This window comes from Micrococcus sp. 116 (assembly GCF_902506395.1).
Lineage (GTDB): Bacteria > Actinomycetota > Actinomycetes > Actinomycetales > Micrococcaceae > Micrococcus > Micrococcus luteus.
In genome coordinates, this window is sequence record NZ_LR732370.1 from 237955 (window position 1) to 258787 (window position 20833).

Annotated in this window: 17 protein-coding genes and 1 tRNA gene; 17 read left to right on the forward strand and 1 reads right to left on the reverse strand. The window is 73.5% G+C overall.

Features of this window, described 5'->3' with window-relative positions; translation table 11 throughout:
• From rsmA to lepB, 8 genes are all read left to right on the forward strand, one after another.
• Positions 1–910 (forward strand): 16S rRNA (adenine(1518)-N(6)/adenine(1519)-N(6))-dimethyltransferase RsmA (gene rsmA / locus CITRIK5_RS01105; RefSeq protein WP_236557118.1); only part of this gene is annotated, 910 nt, incomplete at its 5' end.
• Positions 907–1875 (forward strand): 4-(cytidine 5'-diphospho)-2-C-methyl-D-erythritol kinase, encoded by a 969-nt coding sequence (locus tag CITRIK5_RS01110; RefSeq protein ID WP_159832897.1) that lies wholly within the window; start codon positions 907–909, stop codon positions 1873–1875. The genes rsmA and CITRIK5_RS01110, both read left to right, overlap by 4 nt.
• A gap of 65 nt (positions 1876–1940) precedes the next feature.
• Positions 1941–3782 (forward strand): ABC-F family ATP-binding cassette domain-containing protein, encoded by a 1842-nt coding sequence (locus CITRIK5_RS01115; RefSeq protein ID WP_159832899.1) that lies wholly within the window; start codon positions 1941–1943, stop codon positions 3780–3782.
• 142 nt (positions 3783–3924) lie between these two features.
• Positions 3925–5418, forward strand: a complete 1494-nt coding sequence (locus CITRIK5_RS01120) for a sugar transferase (protein WP_159832901.1) — start codon at positions 3925–3927, stop codon at positions 5416–5418.
• A 64-nt stretch (positions 5419–5482) separates the two neighbouring features.
• A tRNA-Gln gene (locus tag CITRIK5_RS01125) sits at positions 5483–5554 on the forward strand.
• A 37-nt stretch (positions 5555–5591) separates the two neighbouring features.
• On the forward strand, positions 5592–7085 hold the full coding sequence (glmU, locus tag CITRIK5_RS01130) for a bifunctional UDP-N-acetylglucosamine diphosphorylase/glucosamine-1-phosphate N-acetyltransferase GlmU (protein WP_060973905.1): 1494 nt from the start codon (positions 5592–5594) through the stop codon (positions 7083–7085).
• A 111-nt stretch (positions 7086–7196) separates the two neighbouring features.
• On the forward strand, positions 7197–8177 hold the full coding sequence (locus tag CITRIK5_RS01135) for a ribose-phosphate diphosphokinase (RefSeq protein ID WP_020627447.1): 981 nt from the start codon (positions 7197–7199) through the stop codon (positions 8175–8177).
• Between the two features lie 2 nt (positions 8178–8179).
• Entirely contained in the window at positions 8180–8926 is a 747-nt protein-coding gene (gene lepB / locus CITRIK5_RS01140) for a signal peptidase I (RefSeq protein WP_060973904.1), read from the forward strand.
• 51 nt (positions 8927–8977) lie between these two features.
• Here lepB and CITRIK5_RS01145 read toward each other — a convergent pair whose 3' ends face one another.
• Positions 8978–10102 (reverse strand): PqqD family peptide modification chaperone, encoded by a 1125-nt coding sequence (locus CITRIK5_RS01145; protein ID WP_060973903.1) that lies wholly within the window; start codon positions 10100–10102, stop codon positions 8978–8980.
• A 170-nt stretch (positions 10103–10272) separates the two neighbouring features.
• On the opposite strand from CITRIK5_RS01145, the gene CITRIK5_RS01150 reads away from it, so the two are divergent.
• Genes CITRIK5_RS01150 through CITRIK5_RS01190 form a run of 9 tightly spaced genes read left to right on the forward strand, consistent with a single transcriptional unit; the run spans position 10273 to position 20684 of the window.
• A complete protein-coding gene (locus CITRIK5_RS01150) occupies positions 10273–11196 on the forward strand; it encodes a glycosyltransferase family 2 protein (protein ID WP_060973902.1) in 924 nt (307 codons plus the stop codon).
• The gene (locus tag CITRIK5_RS01155; RefSeq protein WP_060973901.1) at positions 11193–12254 is read left to right on the forward strand and encodes a glycosyltransferase; all 1062 of its coding nucleotides are present in this window, start codon (positions 11193–11195) and stop codon (positions 12252–12254) included. The genes CITRIK5_RS01150 and CITRIK5_RS01155 overlap by 4 nt, the downstream gene beginning before the upstream one ends.
• The gene (locus CITRIK5_RS01160) at positions 12251–13372 is read left to right on the forward strand and encodes a hypothetical protein (protein WP_060973900.1); all 1122 of its coding nucleotides are present in this window, start codon (positions 12251–12253) and stop codon (positions 13370–13372) included. The genes CITRIK5_RS01155 and CITRIK5_RS01160 overlap by 4 nt, the downstream gene beginning before the upstream one ends.
• A complete protein-coding gene (locus CITRIK5_RS01165; RefSeq protein ID WP_159832903.1) occupies positions 13369–14160 on the forward strand; it encodes a cytidylyltransferase domain-containing protein in 792 nt (263 codons plus the stop codon). Before CITRIK5_RS01160 ends, CITRIK5_RS01165 begins: the two co-directional genes overlap by 4 nt.
• Complete coding sequence (locus CITRIK5_RS01170) at positions 14157–16400, forward strand: N-acetylneuraminate synthase family protein (protein WP_159832905.1); 2244 nt, start codon at positions 14157–14159, stop codon at positions 16398–16400. The genes CITRIK5_RS01165 and CITRIK5_RS01170 overlap by 4 nt, the downstream gene beginning before the upstream one ends.
• The gene (locus tag CITRIK5_RS01175; RefSeq protein WP_236557119.1) at positions 16391–17527 is read left to right on the forward strand and encodes a glycosyltransferase; all 1137 of its coding nucleotides are present in this window, start codon (positions 16391–16393) and stop codon (positions 17525–17527) included. Before CITRIK5_RS01170 ends, CITRIK5_RS01175 begins: the two co-directional genes overlap by 10 nt.
• Complete coding sequence (locus CITRIK5_RS01180) at positions 17524–18561, forward strand: glycosyltransferase family 4 protein (protein WP_070709443.1); 1038 nt, start codon at positions 17524–17526, stop codon at positions 18559–18561. The genes CITRIK5_RS01175 and CITRIK5_RS01180 overlap by 4 nt, the downstream gene beginning before the upstream one ends.
• Before the next feature lie 16 nt (positions 18562–18577).
• Positions 18578–19540, forward strand: a complete 963-nt coding sequence (locus CITRIK5_RS01185) for a glycosyltransferase family 2 protein (RefSeq protein WP_070709445.1) — start codon at positions 18578–18580, stop codon at positions 19538–19540.
• A 10-nt stretch (positions 19541–19550) separates the two neighbouring features.
• Positions 19551–20684, forward strand: coding sequence for a glycosyltransferase (locus CITRIK5_RS01190; RefSeq protein WP_159832907.1), 1134 nt, complete (start codon positions 19551–19553; stop codon positions 20682–20684).
• Positions 20685–20833: the final 149 nt, after the last annotated feature.

Consider the following 20833-nt stretch of genomic DNA (forward strand, 5'->3'; position numbering starts at 1 on the left):
CCCGCACCCCGCCCCCGCCCCGCTGCTGAGCGCCGCGGACGTGCGGCGCATCGCCGCCGAGCTGGACCTGCGTCCCACCAAGCAGTGGGGCCAGAACTTCGTGATCGACCCGAACACGATCCGGCGCATCGTGCAGGCCGCGGACGTGACCGCGGACGAGCACGTGCTCGAGATCGGCCCTGGTCTGGGCTCGCTCACCCTCGGCCTGCTGGACGCGGCTGCCGCCGTCACCGCCGTCGAGATCGACCCGGTCACCGCCGCCCGCCTGCCGCGCACCGCCGCCGAGTTCCGCCCCGGGGCCGAGGACGCCCTCGCCGTGCTGCACGCGGACGCCATGACGCTGAGCGAGCAGGCCCTGGCCGAGGTCCGGCCCGCTGCCGCCGCCGGCGGTCCCACCGCGCTCGTGGCGAACCTGCCCTACAACGTGGCCGTGCCCGTGCTGCTGCACGCGCTCGCGGTCCTGCCGGGGCTGCGGCACGGCCTGGTCATGGTGCAGGAGGAGGTCGCGGACCGTCTCGCGGCCGGGCCCGGCTCCAAGGTCTACGGCGTGCCGTCCGCCAAGGCGGCGTGGTACGCAGACGTGCGCAAGGCGGGCACCATCGGCACCCAGGTGTTCTGGCCGGCTCCGCGCATCCATTCCGGGCTGGTCGCCTTCACCCGGCGCGAGCCGCCGGCGGGCGGCGCGTCCCGCCGGGAGGTCTTCGCCGTGGTGGACGCCGCCTTCGCCCAGCGCCGCAAGACCCTGCGCGCCGCGCTCGCCTCCTGGGCGGGGTCGCCGCAGGCGGCGGAGGACGCCCTGGTGGCCGCCGGCGTGGACCCGCGCGCCCGCGGCGAGGCCCTGGACATCGCGGCCTTCGCGAGGATCGCCGAGCACGGCCCGCGGCGTGCGGCGGAGGAGGTGAGCGCATGACGACGGAGGACCTCGGCCTCGACCCCACGGCCCGGCACGTCACGGTCAGCGCCCCCGGCAAGGTGAACCTGTCCCTGCGGGTGGGACCCCCCGGCGCGGACGGCTACCACCCCGTGGCCACCGTGTACCTGGCCGTCAGCCTGCGGGAGACCGTCACGGCGATCGCGCGCACGGACGGGAGGATCACCGTCGGCCCGTCGGGCCGCCACATCAGTCTGGTGGACACCGAGGACGTGCCCTGGGACGAGCGCAACCTCGCGCACCGCGCCGCCGCGCACCTGCGGCGCACCCTCGGGCTCGATCCTGACACCCACGGCGTCCACCTCGAGGTCGCCAAGCAGGTCCCGGTCGCGGGCGGCATGGGCGGCGGCTCCGCCGACGCGGCCGCCGCGCTGCTCGCGTGCAGCGCCCTGTGGGAGACCGGGCACACCCGCGCCGAGCTCGCCGAGCTGGCCGCCCCGCTGGGCGCAGACGTGCCCTTCAGCGTGCTGGGCGGCGCCGCCGTCGGGCTCGGGACCGGGGCCGAGCTGACCCCCGTCGCGGCCCGCACCCCGGTGCACCTCGTCCTCGTCCCGGCGGACGCCGGGCTGTCCACCCCCGTGGTGTTCCAGACCCTGGACGAGCTGCGCCGGGAGGGCCACCTGCCCGACGGGCCGCCGCGCCCGGAGGTGAACGAGGCCGTCCTGCGGGCCCTCACCGCGGCCGACCCGCTCGAACTCGCCACCGCCATGGACAACGACCTGCAGACCCCGGCCGTCGTCCTGTTCCCCGAGCTCTCGGACGTCCTCGACCTCGGCCTGGACGAAGGCGCGCTGCGCGGCATGGTCTCCGGCTCCGGCCCCACCCTGCTCTTCGTGGCGCAGGACGAGGCCTCCGCACTGCGGCTGGCCTCGGCCATCGAGGAGCGCACGGGCGTGCGCGCCCTCCCCGTCCACGGCCCCGTGCCCGGCGCCCACGTGCTCTGACACCCGGCGGCGCACCCCGCCGCACCCGACCACCCCTCCTCCGTCCGGAAAGGACCACCTCCTCCATGGCCCACCTGCTCGGCGCCGAGAACATCGGCATCGCCTTCGGCACCCGCACCGTCCTCGAGGGCCTCTCCCTCGGCGTGGATGAGGGGGACCGGATCGGACTCGTGGGCCGCAACGGCGACGGCAAGTCCACCCTCATGCGCATCCTCGCCGGCCTCCAGGAACCCGACACGGGCCGCGTCACCCGCCGCGGCGGCGTCCGCGTGGGCGTGCTGGACCAGCAGGACCGGCTCGACCCGGAGCACACCGTGCGTCAGGCCGTGGTCGGGGACGTGGACGACCACGTGTGGGCCTCGGACCCCAAGGTCCGGGATGTCCTGGGCGGACTCCTCGACGGCTTCGACCTCGAGCAGTCCGTGCGGGGCCTCTCCGGCGGCCAGCGCCGTCGCGTGGCCCTGGCTCGTCTGCTCGCCGGGGATGACGACGTCCTCTTCCTCGACGAGCCCACCAACCACCTGGACGTCGAGGGCGTCGCGTGGCTCGCCCGCCACCTGAAGCAGCGCTGGCGCCCCACCGACGGCGGTTTCGTGGTGGTCACCCACGACCGGTGGTTCCTCGACGAGGTCTGCACGCGCACGTGGGAGGTGCACGACGCCACGGTGGACCCGTTCGACGGCGGCTACGCGGCGTGGGTGCTCGCGCGCGCGGAGCGCTCCCGGCAGGCGGCGGTGACGGAGCAGAAGCGTCAGCAGCTGGTGAAGAAGGAGCTCGCCTGGCTGCGCCGTGGCGCCCCGGCGCGCACGTCCAAGCCGAAGTTCCGCATCGAGGCGGCCAACGCCATCATCGAGGACGTCCCGGCCCCGCGCGACTCGGTGTCCCTGGCGAAGATGGCCACGGCCCGGCTCGGCAAGGACGTCCTCGACCTCGAGCACGTGAGCCTGACGCTGGGGGAGAAGCCGATCCTCGACGACGTCACCCTGCGCCTGGCACCCGGCGAGCGGCTCGGCGTGGTCGGCGTCAACGGTGCGGGCAAGTCGACCCTGCTGCGCCTGCTCGACGGCCGCATTGCCCCGGACTCGGGGCGGGTGAAGCGCGGCAAGACGGTGGTCTCGGCCACCCTCACCCAGGATGTGAAGGAGCTCGACGACGTCGCCCACCTGCGCGTCGCCGAAGTCATGGCCCGGGAGGGTTCGTCCTTCCAGGTCGGTGACCGCGAGATGTCCTCCGGCCAGCTGCTCGAGATGCTCGGCTTCGGCACCTCCCGGCAGTGGACTCAGGTCTCCGAGCTCTCGGGCGGCGAGCGCCGGCGCCTGCAGCTGCTGCGTCTGCTCGTGGGCGAGCCCAACGTCCTCATGCTCGACGAGCCGACCAACGACCTGGACACGGACACCCTGGCCGCCGTCGAGGACGTGCTGGACGGGTGGCCGGGGACCCTGGTGGTGGTCTCCCATGACCGTTACCTGCTCGAGCGCGTCACCGACCACCAGGTCGCCCTGCTCGGGGACGGCAAGGTCCGCGGCCTGCCCGGCGGGGTGGACCAGTACCTCGAGCTGCGCGCCGCGATGGACGAGGCCGGCGGCCCGGCCCGGGGAGCCGGCGCGGTACGGGGCCGCAACGACGTCGTCGGGACGTGCGCGGGCATGGGCGGGCCGGAGGAGGACACCGGGCCCACCGAGGCGGAGCGTCGGCTGGCCCGCAAGGAGATGGCCCGGCTCGAGAAGCAGATGACCCGGCTCCGGGACCGCAGGTCCGGCCTCGAGGCGCGGATGGCCGAGCTGGGGCAGGCGCAGGACTTCGACGCCCTCACCGCGGCCTCCGCCGACCTGAAGGACCTCGACGCGCAGCTGGACGTCCTGGAGGAGGAGTGGCTGCAGGCTGCTGAACTCGCCGAAGGGGACTGACCGGCGGGCTCACACAGCAGAGTGAGGCGGGTGGCACAGCCGGCGACTGTTTCCGCCCTATAATCGGGGGCCGGGGCACAGCACCATGCCTGACCCCACATGACGTGGACCATCCCCCCGCGTCAGGACGGAGGAGCAGAGCGTGATCGGGAGTCCCGGTGATGAGTCGACCGCGCTCCGCATGGGCTCGACCGCCCGCGGCCGTGTCCTGGGCCGGCCTTGGGAGCGGGGCCTTCCGCTGCTCGTCCTCATCGTGGACGTGGTCGCGGTCCTGCTCGCCACCTTCGTCTCGGCCCAGCTCCGCTTCGGCGGACCGCGGCGCACCACCCTCCCCGGCGCCGAAGTCATCGACTACAGCGTCATCAGCCTCGCGCTGAGCGCGGCCTGGGTGCTCGCGCTGACCATCCAGGGCTCGCGGGACATCCGGATCCTGGGGGTGGGCAGCGAGGAGTACAAGCGGGTCCTGCAGGGCACCCTCTACCTCTTCGGCACCGTCGCGATCCTCGCCTATGCGGCAGGTCTCGAAGTGGCGCGCGGCTACGTGGGCCTGGCTCTGCCGCTGGGCGTGCTCCTGCTCCTGCTGGGCCGGTTCCTTGTGCGCGGGTGGGTGGCGCGGCAGCGCCACCACGGCAGGTTCCGGCGGCGGCTCCTGCTCGTCGGCGGCCCGAAGGCGGTCCGGCACATCTTCCAGACCCTCGACTCCGAGGCCGGCGCCGGCTATGCCCCCGTGGCGGCGGCCCTCCCCGGATACAAGGCCCGGCAGGAGGACTACCTCCCGATACCGGTCTCCACGGACCTGGACACCGTGGAGGACGTGGTCGCCCTCGTGGAGGTGCGCGACGTCGAAGCCGTGGTGATCACCTCGGGCCACTCGTTCGTCCCCGGGGACGTCCGCCGACTGGGCTGGGAGCTGCAGGAGCGCGGCGTCTCCCTGATCATGGCGCCCGCCCTCGTGGACGTCGCCGGACCCCGCCTCCACACGCAGCCCCTCGCGGGCCTGCCGCTCATCCACCTCTCCACCCCGCGCCTCTCCGAGGGCAAGGCGTTCGCCAAGCGGGCGTTCGACGTCGTCGCGTCGGGGCTGGGCCTGATCGCCATCTCGCCGCTGCTGATCGCCGTCGCGATCGCGGTCAAGGCCACGGACGGCGGGCCGGTGCTGTTCCGGCAGGAGCGCATCGGTCTCGGCGGCAGGCCGTTCACCATGCTCAAGTTCCGTTCCATGGTGGTGGACGCCGAGGAGATCCGGCAGCGGCTCGTCTCGGACGGCGGGGATGCGGACGTGCTGTTCAAGATGAAGGACGACCCGCGCATCACCCGGGTCGGCAGGCTCATCCGCCGCACCAGCATCGACGAGCTGCCCCAGCTCGTGAACGTGCTGCGGGGGGACATGTCCCTCGTGGGCCCGCGGCCCCACCTGCCGCACGAGGTCGAGGCCTACGAGCAGTACGTGCACCGCCGCTTTCTGGTGCAGCCCGGCATCACGGGCCTCTGGCAGGTCTCCGGCCGCTCCGACCTCCCGTGGGAGGAGGCGGTCCGCCTGGACCTCTACTACGTGGAGAACTGGTCCATCCTGGGCGACCTCGTGATCCTGGGCCGGACCGTCAAGGCCGTGATCGCCGCCGACGGCGCCTATTGACCCCGGATCCGCGCGACCTGTGTGGAAGAATAGGCCGTCGTCGCCGCCCCCTGGGGTCCGGCGCTCCGCCCTGGTGTAATGGCAGCACGCCGGCCTTTGGAGCCGTGCGGTCTAGGTTCGAATCCTAGGGGCGGAACACCCGTCCTCTGACCCCCACCGGTGCAGGAGCCCCCATGTCCCAGCCGTCCGCCCGTCCCTCCGCCGTGATCGTCCTGGCCGCGGGCCAGGGCACCCGCATGAAGTCGACGACGCCGAAGATCATGCATGCGATCGGGGGGCGCTCCCTCGTGGGCCACGCGCTCGCGGCGGCCTGGTCGCTCGCGCCGGAGCACCTCGTGGCCGTGGTCCGGCACGAGCGGGCCCGCGTGGCCGAGCACATCGAGACGGTGGCGGCCCAGCTGGGCATCGACGCGCTGGCGATCGCCGACCAGGACGACGTGCCGGGCACCGGCCGCGCCGTCGAGCTGGGCCTGGCCGCCCTGCCCGCGGACCTTGAGGGCACCGTCGTGGTGACCTACGGTGACGTCCCGCTGCTGACCCCGGAGACCCTCGCCCGGCTCGTCGCGGACCACGAGGCGGACGGCAACGCCGTCACCGTGCTCACCGCCACCCTCGAGGACGCCACGGGCTACGGCCGCATCGTCCGCGACGCCGAGGGCCTCGTGGAGCGGATCATGGAGCACAAGGACGCCCTCGCCCACGCCGAGGCCACGGGGGATGACTCCTTCGTGGCGATCCGCGAGGTCAACTCCGGCATCTACGCCTTCGACGCCGCCCTGCTGCGCCGCACCCTGCCGGAGATCTCCACGGACAACGTGCAGGGTGAGAAGTACCTCACGGACGTGCTCGGCATGGCCCGTGCCGAGGGCGGCCGCGTCGCCTCGGTGGGCACGGACGACGTGTGGGAGGTCGAGGGTGCCAATGACCGCCGGCAGCTCTCCGACCTGGGCCGCCAGCTCAACGACCGCGTGCTGCGCGGCTGGATGAAGGAGGGTGTCACGGTCGTCGACCCGTCCTCCACGTGGGTGGACGTCACCGTCTCCCTCGCCTCGGACGTCAGGCTCAAGCCCGGCACCCAGCTGCATGGGGCGACGTCGGTGGCCACGGGCGCCGTCGTCGGCCCGGACTCCACCCTCACGGACACGCAGGTGGGGGAGGGCGCCGTGGTGAAGCGCACCGACGCCACGGAGGCCGTGATCGGCGCGGGCGCGACCGTCGGCCCGTTCACCTACCTGCGCCCGGGCACGGTGCTGGGGGAGGACGGCAAGATCGGCGCGTTCTACGAGACCAAGAACGTGACCGTGGGCCGCGGCGCCAAGCTCTCCCACCTGGGCTACGCCGGGGACGCCGAGATCGGCGAGTACACCAACATCGGCTGCGGCAACATCACCGCCAACTACGACGGCGTTACCAAGCACCGCACCGTGATCGGCGCGCACGTGCGCACCGGCTCGAACACGGTGTTCACGGCCCCGATCTCGGTGGGCGACGGCGCCTACACCGGTGCCGGCGCGGTGGTCCGCGATGACGTCCCGGCCGGCGCCCTGGCGCTGAACGCCGTGGCGCAGCGCACCATCGAGGGCTGGGTGCCCGCCAAGCGCCCCGGCAGCACGTCCGCGCAGGCCGCTGAGGCGGCCGGGGCGACGGTCGCGGACGCCGAGTGCTGATCCCTCGCGCCCTAGGATGGGTGCGAGGACCGGGCCGCCCCGGGCGGCCGACACCGACGCCGGACGCCGTCGGTCCTGAAACGCGAGACCACGAAGGATGTTGAGGACGTCATGACGGAGCTGAGCCGCAGCGAGGACAAGCGACTGGTGCTGGCCACGGGCCGCGCCCACCCCGAGCTCGCGCAGGAGATCGCCGAGGAGCTGGGCACCGAGCTGCTCCCCATGAGCGCCTACGACTTCGCCAACGGCGAGATCTACGTGCGCTCGGGCGAGTCGGTGCGCGGCAAGGACGTGTTCATCATCCAGTCGCACCCGGCGCCGCTGAACAACCACCTCATGGAGCAGCTGATCATGGTGGACTCCATGAAGCGCGCCTCCGCCCGCCGCATCACGGTGGTCTCGCCGTTCTACCCGTACGCCCGCCAGGACAAGAAGGGCCGCGGCCGCGAGCCGATCTCGGCCCGCCTCGTGGCGGACCTGTACAAGACCGCCGGCGCCTCCCGCGTGATGAGCGTGGACCTGCACACCGCCCAGATCCAGGGCTTCTTCGACGGCCCGGTGGACCACCTGTTCGCCATCCCGCTGCTGGCGGACCACATCCGCTCCAGCGTGGAGGGCGAGGAGGTCACGGTGGTCTCCCCGGACACCGGTCGCGTGCGCGTGGCGGAGCAGTGGGCGGACCGCCTGGGCGGTGTGCCGCTGGGCTTCGTGCACAAGAGCCGGGACCTCACCGTTCCGAACAAGGCCGAGTCCAAGACCGTGGTCGGGGACGTCGAGGGCCGCGTCTGCGTGCTGATCGACGACATGATCGACACGGGCGGCACGATCGCCGGCGCCGTGCAGATCCTCAAGGACGCCGGCGCGAAGGACGTCATCATCGCCGCCACGCACGCGGTGTTCTCGGACCCGGCCGCCCAGCGGCTCGGCGAGTGCGGCGCCCGCGAGGTCGTGGTGACCAACACCCTGCCCATCCCGGAGGAGAAGCGCTTCGAGACCCTCACCGTGCTCTCGATCGCCCCGCTGATCGCCCGCGCGATCCGCGAGGTCTTCGAGGACGGCTCGGTCACCAGCCTGTTCGACGGCGTCGCCTGACCATGGCCGAGCGCCTCGAGCCGGCCCACGGGGAAGACGGCGGCGCGGTGGCCGCGCCGCAGCCTCACCGTCCGCGCCTGCCGTTCTGGGCCTCCCTGCTGCTGAACGTGGTGGTGGCCCTCGCGGTCGTCGCCGTGGTGCAGGCCCTGTGGGTGAAGGTGTACTCGGTGCCGTCCGGCTCGATGGAGAACACCCTCGAGGTGGGGGACCGCATGCTGGTCAACCGCACCGCCTACCCGGACGGGATGGCCGACTCCCAGGACGTGGTGGTCTTCACGGCCAACGAGGACTGGGCGCACCCCATGCCACCGGAGGGGGCCGTGGAGAACGCCGTCCGCACGTTCGGCGACCTCACCGGCATCGGCCGCTCGCACGAGCAGGCGTTGGTCAAGCGCGTGGTCGGCACCGCGGGGCAGACCGTGGAGTGCTGCACCGCCGAGGGCGCGGTGACGGTGGACGGGGAGCCCGTGGACGAGCCGTACATCCACAACGATCTGCCGTTCATCCGGGACGAGCTGGACTGCGAGTCCGAGGTGATGTCCGCGCGCTGCTTCGGCCCGGTCACCGTGCCGGACGACTCGATGCTCGTGCTCGGCGACCACCGCTCGAACTCGGCCGACTCCGTGATCGCGTGCCGCGGCATCCCCGCCGACCAGGCCGGGGACTGCGCCCGCTTCGTCACCCGCGAGGACATCGTGGGCGAGGTGTTCGTGACCGTCTGGCCGCCCACGCACTGGGGCGGGCACTGATCTCCTGAGGGGGCGGGCCCTGGGCGCCGGCCGTCTCCGGGCCGGGCCGGCTCAGCCGGCCGTGGCCAGCTGCACGGCGATCAGGGCGTCCATCGTCTCCTGCACCCGGGCCTCGGCGTCCTCGGGCACGGGTCCTTCGGTGCGGAGGCAGGCCACCACGTCGGCGGCCGTCCGCGGCTCGTCCAGCAGGAGCCAGACGGACGGGCCCAGACCTTCGAGCACGACCAGGCGGTCCGAGGCGAGCAGGACCAGGCGGCCGTGGTCGGTCAGGATGCCGTCGTCGACGGCGCAGCGGGACACCGCGCCCGGGACCGCCGCACCGACCGAGGCCCGCAGCTCCTCATCGGTGAGCGCCTCCCAGGCGGGGGTGACGGGCGTGGGCGGGGCCGCCAGCAGGCCGTCGACGACGCCCCGCAGGTCCTCGGCTTCGGCGTAGACCAGGCGTTGGGCGCCGCCGACCGCGTCGAGGACACGGCAGAGCGTCACGAGGCCGCGGGGGAGCAGGGAGAGGGAGGACGTCTGGGGGACGAGCGCCCCCAGCGCAGCCACGAGCTCCATGGGCTCCGCCCGCGGCGACACCGAGCCCTCCGGATCCCGCACGCGATCCAGCACGGTGATCCGGGCCAGTCGGGCGTCAGGAAGGGTCGGGCCGAGACCGAGGTCGTCCGGGCCGCGCTGGGTCTTCGGCCGCACTCCGTGTGCCTCCAGCACGGACAGCGGCTTGGGGTACGGGGTGACGGCCAGGCCGTCCGGGGCGATGATCGCCGTCTCGTCGGTGAGATAGTCGAAATGGGGTCCCAGCCGGCGCGTGGCCGTCGTCTTGCCCGTCCCGGACGCCGCCACCAGGACGATCGCCTCCCCGGTGTCCGGTGCGGCGAGGCACGCGGCATGGAACATCAGGTGGGTGCCGCGGGCGGACTCGATCGCCTGCGAGGTCGCCAGGAACACCAGGTCCTCGTGCCACTGGAGCCACGGACGCGCGGCGCCTGCGCCCCGGTGCGCATCCGCGTCGGCGGGCGACTCCACGGCCTCCACACCGCATCGGGCCCAGGACTCGATCACCTCCGCCCGCTCGTCTCCCGTGAGGCCGCTGACCGTCACAGCATCGAGTCCGGCGCCGATGCGCAACGCGGTCGTCTCGCGCGTGGCTTCGTCCTCCCCCTGGGTGCCGGGCATGGCTCACCCCTTCCATCCCGTGGTTGTCCGGTCAGTGTACCGAGCACCGTGTCGACGGCCACGAGGCCGCCCCACCGGACGGCACGGGTCCTCGCCAGAGCCTCCCTATACTCGACACAGGTTCTCGGGCGCTGGGTGCGCCCTCCATCCGAGCTGAGGGAGGAGCCCGCATGGCAGCCCAGTCGCCCACGGCGGCGGTGACCGTGGTGATCCCGCACTACGGCGATCCGGCCCCCACCCTCGCCCTCGTCGACCGCCTGCTGAGCGATCCCGGAGACGCGCTGGCCGCCGTCGTGGTCTCGGACGACGCCTCGCCCACCCCGTACCCCGAGGCGCACGATCCGCGTCTGACCGTGGTGCGCCGCGAGCGCAACGGCGGCTTCGGGGCGAACGTGAACACCGGCCTGGCCGCGGTCACCACCGAGCTGGCCCTGGTCCTCAACTCGGACGCCGAGATCACGGGGGCGCAGATCGACGCGCTGGTGGTTGCGGCCGCTCCGTACCAGCCGGCCGTGGTCAGTCCGCAGGTCGTCAACGGGGACGGCACGCCGCAGTGGTCCGGGCGGCACTTCCCCACGGTGCTGCACCAGACCGTCGAGTGGCTGACCCCGCTGGCCCGCTTCCGCCACCTGGACGTGCTCCACGAGGCCGTGGGGCACGACGTCGCGGCGGCCCGGTCCGCCTCGCCCGTGGCGGTCGACTGGGTGATGGGCGCCGTGCTGCTCCTGCCGATGGCGCAGGTCCGCGCCGTCGGCGGGTTCGACGAGGAGTACTTCATGAATTCCGAGGAGGTCGACCTGCAGCGCCGCCTGCGCGAGCGCGGCGTGCCGTCGATCGTGGTGCCGGCCGTCCGTGTGCCGCACGGGCTGCACGGCTCCTCGGACCCGCTGCGCCGGCGCGGCTGGCTGGTGGACTCCCGGTACCGCTACGCCCGGAAGTTCGGTCACCCCTGGGCCCTCAAGGCCGCGCTCACCGCGGCGACGGGGGCGAACTTCGCCGTGAACGCGCTCCGGCAGGCCCGGGGTGTGGACGTGGACGCCCGCGCCGTGCTCCGGGACGAGCACGCGCTGGTCTGGAGGGGGCAGCGCCGATGAGCGCCACCGGTTACACCGTGCCCGCGCCGCCCGACGCGCGGGGCGGCCGCTCACCGGAACGGCTGTTCCTCGTCTCGCCGGCGTTCCACGGCTACCACCGCTCCATCGCGGCGGCGTGGGCTGCCCAGGGCTTCGACGTCACGGTGCACTGCTACGACGCCTACGCCACGCTCGGCATGAAGCTGCGGAACAAGGGGCTGCTCGAGCTGCCGCAGAAGGCGGGCGTGGACCGCACGGCCGCGCGGGTCGCCTGGGACACCGGGCGGGCCGTGGCCGCGCTGCGTGAGGCCCGGCCGGACCGCGTGCTCGTCATCAAGGGGGACTCGCTGGGCGAGGACTTCTGGTCCGAGATCCTCGATGCGGGCCTGCCCCGCATGCTCTGGCTGTACGACGACCTCGCGCGGCACGACTACTCGATGGAGTTCCTGCGCTCCGTCGGGCCGGTGCTCAGCTACGCCCGCTCCGAGGCCGAGCTGCTGGCCGGCGAGGGCGTGGACGCCCACTACATGCCCAACGGTTTCGACCCGGCCATGGCGCTGCCCCAGGTGCCGCGGAGTGACGAACTGGTCTTCGTGGGCTCGCGCTACCCGAACCGCGTGGAGCTGCTTTCGCGCCTGGCCGCGGCCGGGGTGCCGGTGCGCGCCTACGGGCGTCAGTGGAGCCACCACCCGGTGGACCGCCTGCGCACGTGGGAGCTGACCCGGCCGGACCTGCCGGCCGAACGGGACATCCCCCTCGAGGAGGCGTACGCCGTGCAGGCGGCCGCCGCGGGCGCCATCAACATCCACGGCCTGCAGGCCGGCCACGCGATGCGGACCTTCGAGGTGCCCGGCATGGGCGGTCTCCAGCTCGTCGATCGGGCCGACGTGGCCGAGTTCTACGTCCCGGACGAGGAGGTGCTCGTCTTCGAGGACGCGGACCACCTCATCGAGCAGGCCCGCCGGGTCGTCGCGGACCCCGCCTGGGGAGCGCGCATCCGGGAGGCCGGCCGCCGCCGGTCGCACGCGGAGCACACGTTCGCGCACCGGGCGGCCATGGCCCAGGGGTGGTGGGCATGACCGACGCGCCCCTCTTCTGGCGCTCCGAGGACCTGCCGCGCTGGCACGCGTGGCAGCGCGCCCAGTGGCCGCTGACCCGGCGGGCCGCGGACACCGCGCGCTCGACCGTGCGCGGCGTGGCCGGCGCCCTGACACGCCGCCGGTCCACCGGCGACGACGCTCCCCGACTGCTCCTGCCGGCGGGGGACGTGCACACCCTCGTCGCCCTCGAGTCCTTCGGCCCCACGCAGCTGGCCGCGCTGGCCTCGCCCGTGGCCGCCCTGGCCACCGCGCGGCCGGAGGTCGCCGCCGGGGTCGGCTGGGTGCTGCCCGCCGGTGACGCACCCGCCCTGCCCGGGGCCGCGGGTCACCGGGAGCACGCCGCCACCGCCGACGTCGTGACGGATCGCCTGTCCGGGCTCCGCCGCGTCCTGGTGGCGGGGGAGTACCTGCCCTCGGGTCGCGCCGCCGTGCGCTGGGCCCGGCAGCGGGGGGCGCGGATCGGCGTCGTCCAGCACGGGCTGCTGGCCGTGTCCACGCCGCCCGTCCCGCAGGACGCCACCCTGTACGCCTTCACGAGCACGGACGCGGACTGGTGGACCCAGGGCCGCGCCGATGTGGAGGCCGTCCCGGTGGGCTCGGCGCTGCTGGAGCAGGCCCGCCAGACCGCGCCCGCGCTCTCGGGTGCCGGGGACGACGGTCCCGGGGTGTTCCTCGGCCAGCTGCACGGCGCCGAGCTGCCCCGCCGGGACTTCGCCGCGGCCGCCGGACAGTACGTGCGGGCCACCGGCGCCGCCTACCGCCCCCACCCGGCCGAGGGGGACCGCCTCTCCCGCGGCCAGCACGCGGCCTGGCGCAGGGCCGGGGTGCGGATCGACGACGCCGGGGCGCCCCTCGTCGCCACCCGCGGGCCCGTGGCCGCCGTCTTCTCCACCGGGATCCTCGAGGCCGCGCAGGCCGGCAGACCCGCATGGGCCGTCCACCCGGACCCGCCCGCCTGGCTCGAGGGGTTCTGGCGGCGCTACGGCATGACCCGGTGGCGGCCCGGCCGCACCCCGGAGCCCACCCCGCCCCTGGCCTCGCCGACCGCAGACCCCGCGGCCGCGATCGCCGAGCACGTCTGGAAGGAGTCCGCGTGAGCATCCTGTGCGTCATCCCCGTGCGCGGCGGGTCCCGGGGGCTGCCCGGCAAGAACATCCGCCTCCTGGGCGGCCATCCGCTCGTGGCCTGGACCATCCAGGCCGCCCTCGAGGCGGAGGAGGACCTGCACGTGGTGGTCTCCACGGACTCGGCCGAGATCGCCGAGGTCGCCCTCCGCTACGGCGCGGACGTCCCGGGCCTGCGCCCGGCCCACCTGGCGCAGGACTCGACCCCCACCGAGCCCGTGATCGAGCACGTGCTCGCGGCCGAGCGCGCGGCCGGCGTCGAACCCGAGGGCGTGATGCTGCTCCAGGCCACCAGCCCGTTGCGCCTGCCCGGCACCCTGGACCGCGCCGTGCGGCAGTTCCGGGACACGGGGGTGGACTCGCTGGTCGGCGTCGTCCCGGTGTCCCCGTTCCTGTGGCGCCACGCCGAGGACCCCGACGGGGAGCCGATCCCGGACTTCGACGTCACGGCGCGCAAGCGTCGGCAGGACATGTCGCGCGCCGATCTGCGGTTCCGCGAGAACGGGTCCCTCTACGTGACGCGCCCCTGGGTCTACGACCGGCTGCACAACCGGCTCGGCGGCCGGATCGGCCTGCTGGAGCTCGACGACCTCGAGGGCGTGGACATCGACACCGAGCTGGACTTCGCCCTGGCCGAGCAGCAGATGGACCAGTACCTGGCGGTCCAGAAGGTGCTCCAGCACCGCCCCGACCTCGGTGCCCTGCGCACCAACGAGACCCCCACCACCGGCCCGAACCGCACCCCCGGAGGCGCGCAGTGATCATCGAACGCAGGCTCACCCCCTACCTCGTCTTCCCCGAGGACTCGCTCCTGGTCGCCCTGCACAAGATGACCGACAACCGCGAGCGTGCCGTGTTCGTGGTGGACTCCCACGGCTTCCTCGTCGGCTCGCTGACGGACGGGGACGTGCGTCGCTGGCTCATGGCGCATCCGGAGGCCTCGCTGGACGTGGCCGCGGCCGACGTCGCCCATCGCGCCCCGGCGACGGCGTCCCTGGGCGCCTCCCCGGCCGAGATGCGTGAGGCCCTGCCCGCCGGGGCGCTGCACCTGCCGCTGCTGGACGAGCGCGGCCGCCTGACGGCCCTGGCGATCAACCGGGAGGCGGAGCTGCGGATCGGCGGGCACCGGATCGGGGAGGGCCACCCGGCGTTCCTGATCGCGGAGATCGGCAACAACCACCAGGGCGATGTGGACCTGGCCCGCCGTCTCGTGGACCTGGCCGTCGAGGCGGGCGCGGACGCGGTGAAGTTCCAGCTGCGGGACATGGACGCCCTGTATCGGCAGTCCGGCGCGGCCACCGCCGGCGAGGACCTGGGGGCGCAGCGCACCCTGGACGAGCTGGCCAAGTTCTCGCTCTCCGCCGAGGACATGGTGCGGGTGTTCGACCACGTCCGGGACGCCGGCGTCGCCCTGATGTGCACCCCGTGGGACGCCCCGTCCATGCGGGTGCTGCGCGAGTACCCGGTGGACGGCGTGAAGATCGCCTCGGCGGACCTGACGAACCACGGACTGCTGCGGGACGCGGCCGCCTCCGGCCTGCCGATGGTGCTCTCCACCGGCATGTCCCGGGAGGAGGAGATCCGCGAGGCGGCGGCCCTGGTGCGCTCCTTCGGCGTCCCCTTCGCGATGCTGCACGCCCAGTCCACGTACCCCGCCCCCTACAAGGACGTGAACCTGGCCTACCTGGACCGGCTCGCGGAGATCGCGCAGACGCCGGTCGGCTACTCCGGCCACGAGCGCGGCTTCCACGTGGCCCTGGCCGCGGTGGCCCGGGGCGCTGCGATCATCGAGAAGCACTTCACCGTGGACCGCGGGCTCGAGGGCAACGACCACAAGGTCTCCCTGCTGCCGGAGGAGTTCGCGCAGATGGTCCGGCAGACCCGGGACATCGAGGAGTCGATCGGCGTCGGGACCGAGCGCGTGGTCTCCACGGGCGAGGCGATGAACCGCATCAACCTGGCCAAGTCCCTGGTGGCGGCCCGTCCGCTGCGGGCCGGCGCCACGATCACCGCCGACGACGTGACCGTGAAGTCCCCGGGCCGCGGCCTGCAGCCCAACGAGCTGCCGCGCCTGGTCGGCCGCACCCTGCACCGCGAGATGGCCGAGGGTGACTTCTTCTTCGCCGGCGACCTCACGGACACGGTGCCCACCGGGCGCCAGTTCGAGTTCCGGCGCCCCTGGGGCCTGCCGGTGCGCTATCACGACGTCGAGGCGCTGACGAAGGACTGCACCCCGGACTTCCTGGAGTTCCACTTCTCCTACAAGGACCTCGAGATCGACATCGACTCGGTGTTCAACGAGCCCATGCCGATGGGCTTCACCACCCACCTGCCGGACATCTTCTCCGGCGACTTCCTCGTGGACCTGGCCAGCGACGACGACGCCGTGTGGGAGCGCTCGATCGCCGAGGTGCAGCGCACGATCGACATCACCCGGGACCTGAAGCGCTGGTTCCCGAACGAGGAGGAGCCCATCATGGTCATCACCATGGGCGGGTTCACCCTGGACCGGCACATCCGCCCGGAGGAGCGGCTGCCGAAGTACGAGCGCATCGCCGAGGCCGTGAAGCGCCTGGACACCGCCGGCATCCGGATCGCCGCGCAGACGCTGCCGCCGTTCCCGTGGCTGATGGGCGGTCAGCAGTATCACAACCTCTTCATGGACCCGGACGACACCGTGGCGTTCGTGGAGGCCACGGGGGTGCCCCTGTGCCTGGACATCTCCCACTCCAAGCTCTCGGCCACGTTCCTGGGGATCCCCTTCTCGGAGATGGTGGAGAAGCTGGCCCCGCACACCATCCACCTGCACCTGGTGGACGCCACCGGTGTGGACGGGGAGGGGCCGCAGATCGGAGAGGGTGACGTGGACTGGCCCGTGCTGTGCGAGCAGCTGGACCGCCTGGCCCCCGGGGTGAGCTTCATCCCGGAGATCTGGCAGGGTCACATCAACAACGGCGAGGGCTTCTGGACGGCCCTGGACCGCCTGGAGCAGTGGCTGTGATCCCGGAGGCCGCGACGGCCACTCCGGCCCCGCTGGCGCTCTGGGTGGTGCCGGTCGCCGACCTCGGCGGCGTGGCCCGGCACGTCCTCGACGTCGCGCGCGTGGGCCTGCCCGGCCTGCGTCTGGCGGTGCTCTGCCCCGAGGGTCCGCTCGCCGAGCGGCTGCGCGAGCAGGGCGCGGCGGTGTTCACCGGGGACGTCGGTCCCGACGCCGGCCTGGCCGCCTCGGTGCGCACGCTCCGCACGGCGGTGCGCACCCTGCGCCCGGCCGCGGTCCACACGCACCTGGCCTACGCCGACCTCGCGGCCTTCACGGCGCTGGGCGCGGGGCGGGCCGTGCGGCGGGCCGGTGCGCCGGCGCTGCTCAGCACCGAGCACGGGATCGCCCCGGACGACGGGCTGTACAACCGGGCTGCCGCGGCCCGGGTGAAGAACGCCGCGCACCGCACCCGGCTGCGCGGCACCGACCTCGTGATCGCGGTGGCGCAGTCCACCGCGGACGTGCTCCAGCGCAAGTGGGGTGCGGGGGCGCCCCTCACCGTGGTGCGCAACGGCGTGGACGTGCCTGCGGTGCGCGCCGCGGCCGCGGGGCGGCGGCGCGCACCGGGGGAGGGGCTGCGGATCCTCTCCCTGTCCCGGCTGGCGCCAGAGAAGAACCTCGACCGGCTGATCGCCGCGCTGCCCGCCCTGCTGGAGCGGGACCCCGGGACGCGGTTGACGCTGGCCGGCACCGGGCCGCTCGCGGCTGCGCTGCGTGCCCAGGCCGAGGACCTCGGTGTCGCGGATGCGGTCGACCTTCCCGGCTTCGTGGAGCCGTGGGGCACCATGGCCGAGCACGACGTGCTGGTGCAGCTCTCCGCGTGGGAGAACCTCAGCTACACCCTGCTCGACGCCGCGGCCGCCGGCCTGCCCGCCGTCGCCACGGACGTGGGAGGCAACGGAGAGATCCTGCCCCCCGAGTGGCTGGTCCACGAGACCACTCCGGCGGTCATCGCCGACGCCGTCGTGCGTGCCGCCGCCGACGGCCCGGGCGAGGTGTGCATGGGCGACGTGGAGACGATGGCCCGGGCGACCGCCGAGGCGACCCTCGAGGTGCTCGGGCGCCGGGTGGGGAAGACCTCAGGATGACCGGACGCATCTGGATCCTGGCAAACCAGGGCGAAGTGGGTGGCGGCGAGGTGATGCTGCACCACCTCGCCACGGCCCTGCGCGAGCTCGGTCGGGACGTGGGCGTCGTGGCCCCGGCGCACCCGGCCGAGACCGCCGATCGTCTGGCCGCGGACGGCTTCGACGTGGTCCGCGTGGGTAGGCCCGGACGCCTGGGGTACCTGCGCGCTCTCCGGGCCTGGGACCGAGGCCGCGGCGGGGACGACGTCGTGTGGTGCAACGGGCTGCTGCCCGCCACCGCACTGGCCGGCCGGCGGCGCCGGATCGTGCACCTGCATCAGGTACCCGAGAAGCCGGTTCTGCGCGTGTTCTCCGCCCTGGCGCGTCCCGGTGCGCTCGCGGTCCTCGCGCCGTCCCGATTCGCGGCGGACCGCATCCGCGGGGCGCGCGTGCTCCACAACTGGGTTCCGGCCCCGACGGCGCCGCAGACACGGCGGGCCCGCGGTGCCGATGATCCGGTGACCGTGGGATTCCTTGGCCGCCTGTCCGAGGACAAGGGCATCGTCACCCTGCTGGAGGCCGCCGCGCTGCTGCGGAAGACCGACCCGGGTGCTTTCGTGTTCCGCGTCGCGGGGGAGAGCCGATTCGTGGCGGAGGACGAGGCGGACCGGCTCGCCACCGCCCTGAAGGCAGCCGGTGAGGACGTCCAGGTGCTCGGCTGGCAGGACAGCGGTGAGTTCCTGGCCACCGTGGACGTGCTGGCCGTGCCGTCGCAGTGGGCCGAGGTCTTCGGCCTGGTGACGGCCGAGGCGATGGCGGCGGGCGTTCCGGTGGTGGCTTCCGATGCGGGGGCCGTTCCCGAGGTGGTCGGCAGCGATCACCCCTTCGTTGTTCCGCAGCGCGACGCCGCCGCACTCGCGAATTGCTTGCGGGCGGTACGAGCGATCGATCTGGGGGCGGTGGCCCACTCCCAGCGACGCCGCTGGGAGTCGCTGTTCTCACCCGAGGCCGGCCGCGCCGCCGTCGCCGAGCTCCTGGATGACCTGTCCCTATGATCCCCGCGGAGGACTCATGACCGAGACGCCCCTGACCCCCGAGGCCAGCGTGATCGTCCCCAGCCGGGGCGGCGCCCAGCGGTTGCCGCGCCTGGCCGGCGCCCTCGCCGCGCAGGAGGGCGCCCCGCCGTTCGAGGTCCACGTGGTCGTGGACGGGGATGTGGACGGGTCGGAAGCGGTGCTCGCGCAGTTGGCCGCGGAACACCCGGGCCTGGACCTGAGCTGGACCGTCTTCCCCGAGAACCGCGGACGGGTCGCCGCGCTCAACGCAGGTGCCGACGCGACGTCCGGCCGCATCCTCATCCGCACCGACGACGATCTGGAGCCCGGACCCCACTACATCCGGGACCACGTGGCCGCGCACGCGGGCGGGCATGGCGGCGTGATCGGATTGACGGCCAATGTCCTCCCGGACTCCGCCTATCAGCGCGTCTACGGTGACGCCCAGGACGAAGCGCACCGTCGCCATGCCTATGCCCTTACGGCAGAGCAGCAGTGGCGGCACTGGGCGGGCAACGTGTCCGTCCCCCGCACCCTCCATGCGGAGCTCGGCGGCTACGACCCGGACTACCGCCGCTATGGCTGGGAGGACGTGGACTTCGGCTACCGCCTCCATGCCGCCGGGTATCCGGTGGAGATCCGGCCGGAGCTGGAGACCCGTCACCACGCGGCGGCGGTCACCACCTACACCAAGGCGCGCCGGGCTCTGCATTCCGGGTCCGCCCGGCAGATCTTCATCGCCAAGCACGGGGCGGACGCACTCGGCGGGGACCGCGCCCCGGGCGGGCCGTGGGGGGCCGCCGTGCGGGCGGTGGCCGCTCTGAGCACGGAGCGCACGATCCGGTGCAGCTCCGCCGTCGTCGAGCGTGCCGCTGCCGTGTTGCCGGCGCCGATTGCACGAAAACTGATCGCGTTGCAGGTCGAAGCCGCCGCGGAGACCGGACGCACCCGGCCGGGGCGTGCCCGCCGGCAGTTCTGAGGGGAGCACCATGACCGACACGACGCGCGGCCGGATCGCCATCGCCCACGACTACCTCACCCAGAAGGGCGGGGCGGAGCGGGTGGTGCTCGCCCTGCACCGGATGTGGCCGGACGCGCCCATCTACACGACGTTCTACGACCCGGAGGGCACGTTCCCCGAGTTCAAGGACGCGCACATCGTCACCTCGCCCCTGAACCGGGTCGGGCTGCTGCGGAAGGACCCGCGGAGGGCACTGCCGCTGCTGCCCCTGGCCTCCTCACTGATGCACGTGAAGGAGTCGGTCGCCGTCGTCTCGACCTCCGGCTGGGCGCATGGATTCCGTTACAACGGCGCCACGCTCGTCTACTGCCACACCCCGGCGCGTTGGGTGTACCTGCTGGACGACTACCTGGGCGAGGGCGGCCGGGACAGCATCAAGGGCCGGATCGCCCGCGTGCTGCGCCCGGGTCTGCGCAGGTGGGACCGCGCGTCCGTCCGGCGTCGATCACGCTATGTGGCCAACTCCACGGTGGTGAAGGAGCGGATCGAAGACGTCTACGGGCTCGACGGCGTGGACCTCGTGTTCCCGCCGCACTCCGTGAGCACGGAGGGCCCGCAGGCGCCGATCCCCGGCGCCGAGCGGCTGGCGGAGGACGGTTTCCTGCTCTCGGTCGCGCGGCTCATGCCGTACAAGCACGTGGATGTGGCCATCGAGGCTGCGGCCCGCGCGGGGCGGCCGCTCGTGGTGATCGGCAAGGGCCCGGAGGAGGCACGGCTGCGCGCGATGGCGGGGGAGGACGTGGTGTTTGGCCAGGACCTCACCGACGCGCAGCTGCGCTGGGCGTACGCGCACGCGACGGCACTGATCGCAGCGAGCCACGAGGACTTCGGCATCACCCCGCTCGAGGCGAGCGCGTGGGGCGTGCCCACCGTGGCGCTACGGGCCGGCGGTTACCTGGACACCGTCGTGGACGGCGTCAACGGGGTGTTCGTGGAGGAGCCGACGGTGGATGCGGTGGCCGGAGGGGTGGAACGTCTGCTGGCTCATGACTGGGACCGGGCGGCGATGCAGGCGCACGCCGAGCAGTTTTCCGAAGTGGAGTTCAGCCAACGAATTCGCAATGCGCTCACGAATCTGCCGCGAATTGCGGGACAGCGATGAGCATCCCTCGGCGTCTGGTGTAATGGCCACATGCGAGCCAACGATCCCGGGGTGACACTCACCGTAGCCGTCACATACCCGGGGGACCCGACTGACCCCCAGTCTTGGTCTGGCACTCCGGCGGGTCTCATCCGGGGCCTCGAGGCGGC

Excerpts from the sequence above, each read along its gene's own strand:
- lepB (WP_060973904.1), top strand. The coding sequence starts at position 8,180 with ATGGCCGAGCGCCTCGAGCCGGCCCACGGGGAAGACGGCGGCGCGGTG.
- glmU (WP_060973905.1), top strand. The coding sequence starts at position 5,592 with ATGTCCCAGCCGTCCGCCCGTCCCTCCGCCGTGATCGTCCTGGCCGCG.
- CITRIK5_RS01150 (WP_060973902.1), top strand. The coding sequence starts at position 10,273 with ATGGCAGCCCAGTCGCCCACGGCGGCGGTGACCGTGGTGATCCCGCAC.
- CITRIK5_RS01190 (WP_159832907.1), top strand. The coding sequence starts at position 19,551 with ATGACCGACACGACGCGCGGCCGGATCGCCATCGCCCACGACTACCTC.
- CITRIK5_RS01135 (WP_020627447.1), top strand. The coding sequence starts at position 7,197 with ATGACGGAGCTGAGCCGCAGCGAGGACAAGCGACTGGTGCTGGCCACG.
- CITRIK5_RS01115 (WP_159832899.1), top strand. The coding sequence starts at position 1,941 with ATGGCCCACCTGCTCGGCGCCGAGAACATCGGCATCGCCTTCGGCACC.
- CITRIK5_RS01155 (WP_060973901.1), top strand. The coding sequence starts at position 11,193 with ATGAGCGCCACCGGTTACACCGTGCCCGCGCCGCCCGACGCGCGGGGC.
- CITRIK5_RS01110 (WP_159832897.1), top strand. The coding sequence starts at position 907 with ATGACGACGGAGGACCTCGGCCTCGACCCCACGGCCCGGCACGTCACG.
- CITRIK5_RS01180 (WP_070709443.1), top strand. The coding sequence starts at position 17,524 with ATGACCGGACGCATCTGGATCCTGGCAAACCAGGGCGAAGTGGGTGGC.
- CITRIK5_RS01145 (WP_060973903.1), bottom strand. The coding sequence starts at position 10,102 with ATGCCCGGCACCCAGGGGGAGGACGAAGCCACGCGCGAGACGACCGCG.
- CITRIK5_RS01185 (WP_070709445.1), top strand. The coding sequence starts at position 18,578 with ATGACCGAGACGCCCCTGACCCCCGAGGCCAGCGTGATCGTCCCCAGC.
- CITRIK5_RS01160 (WP_060973900.1), top strand. The coding sequence starts at position 12,251 with ATGACCGACGCGCCCCTCTTCTGGCGCTCCGAGGACCTGCCGCGCTGG.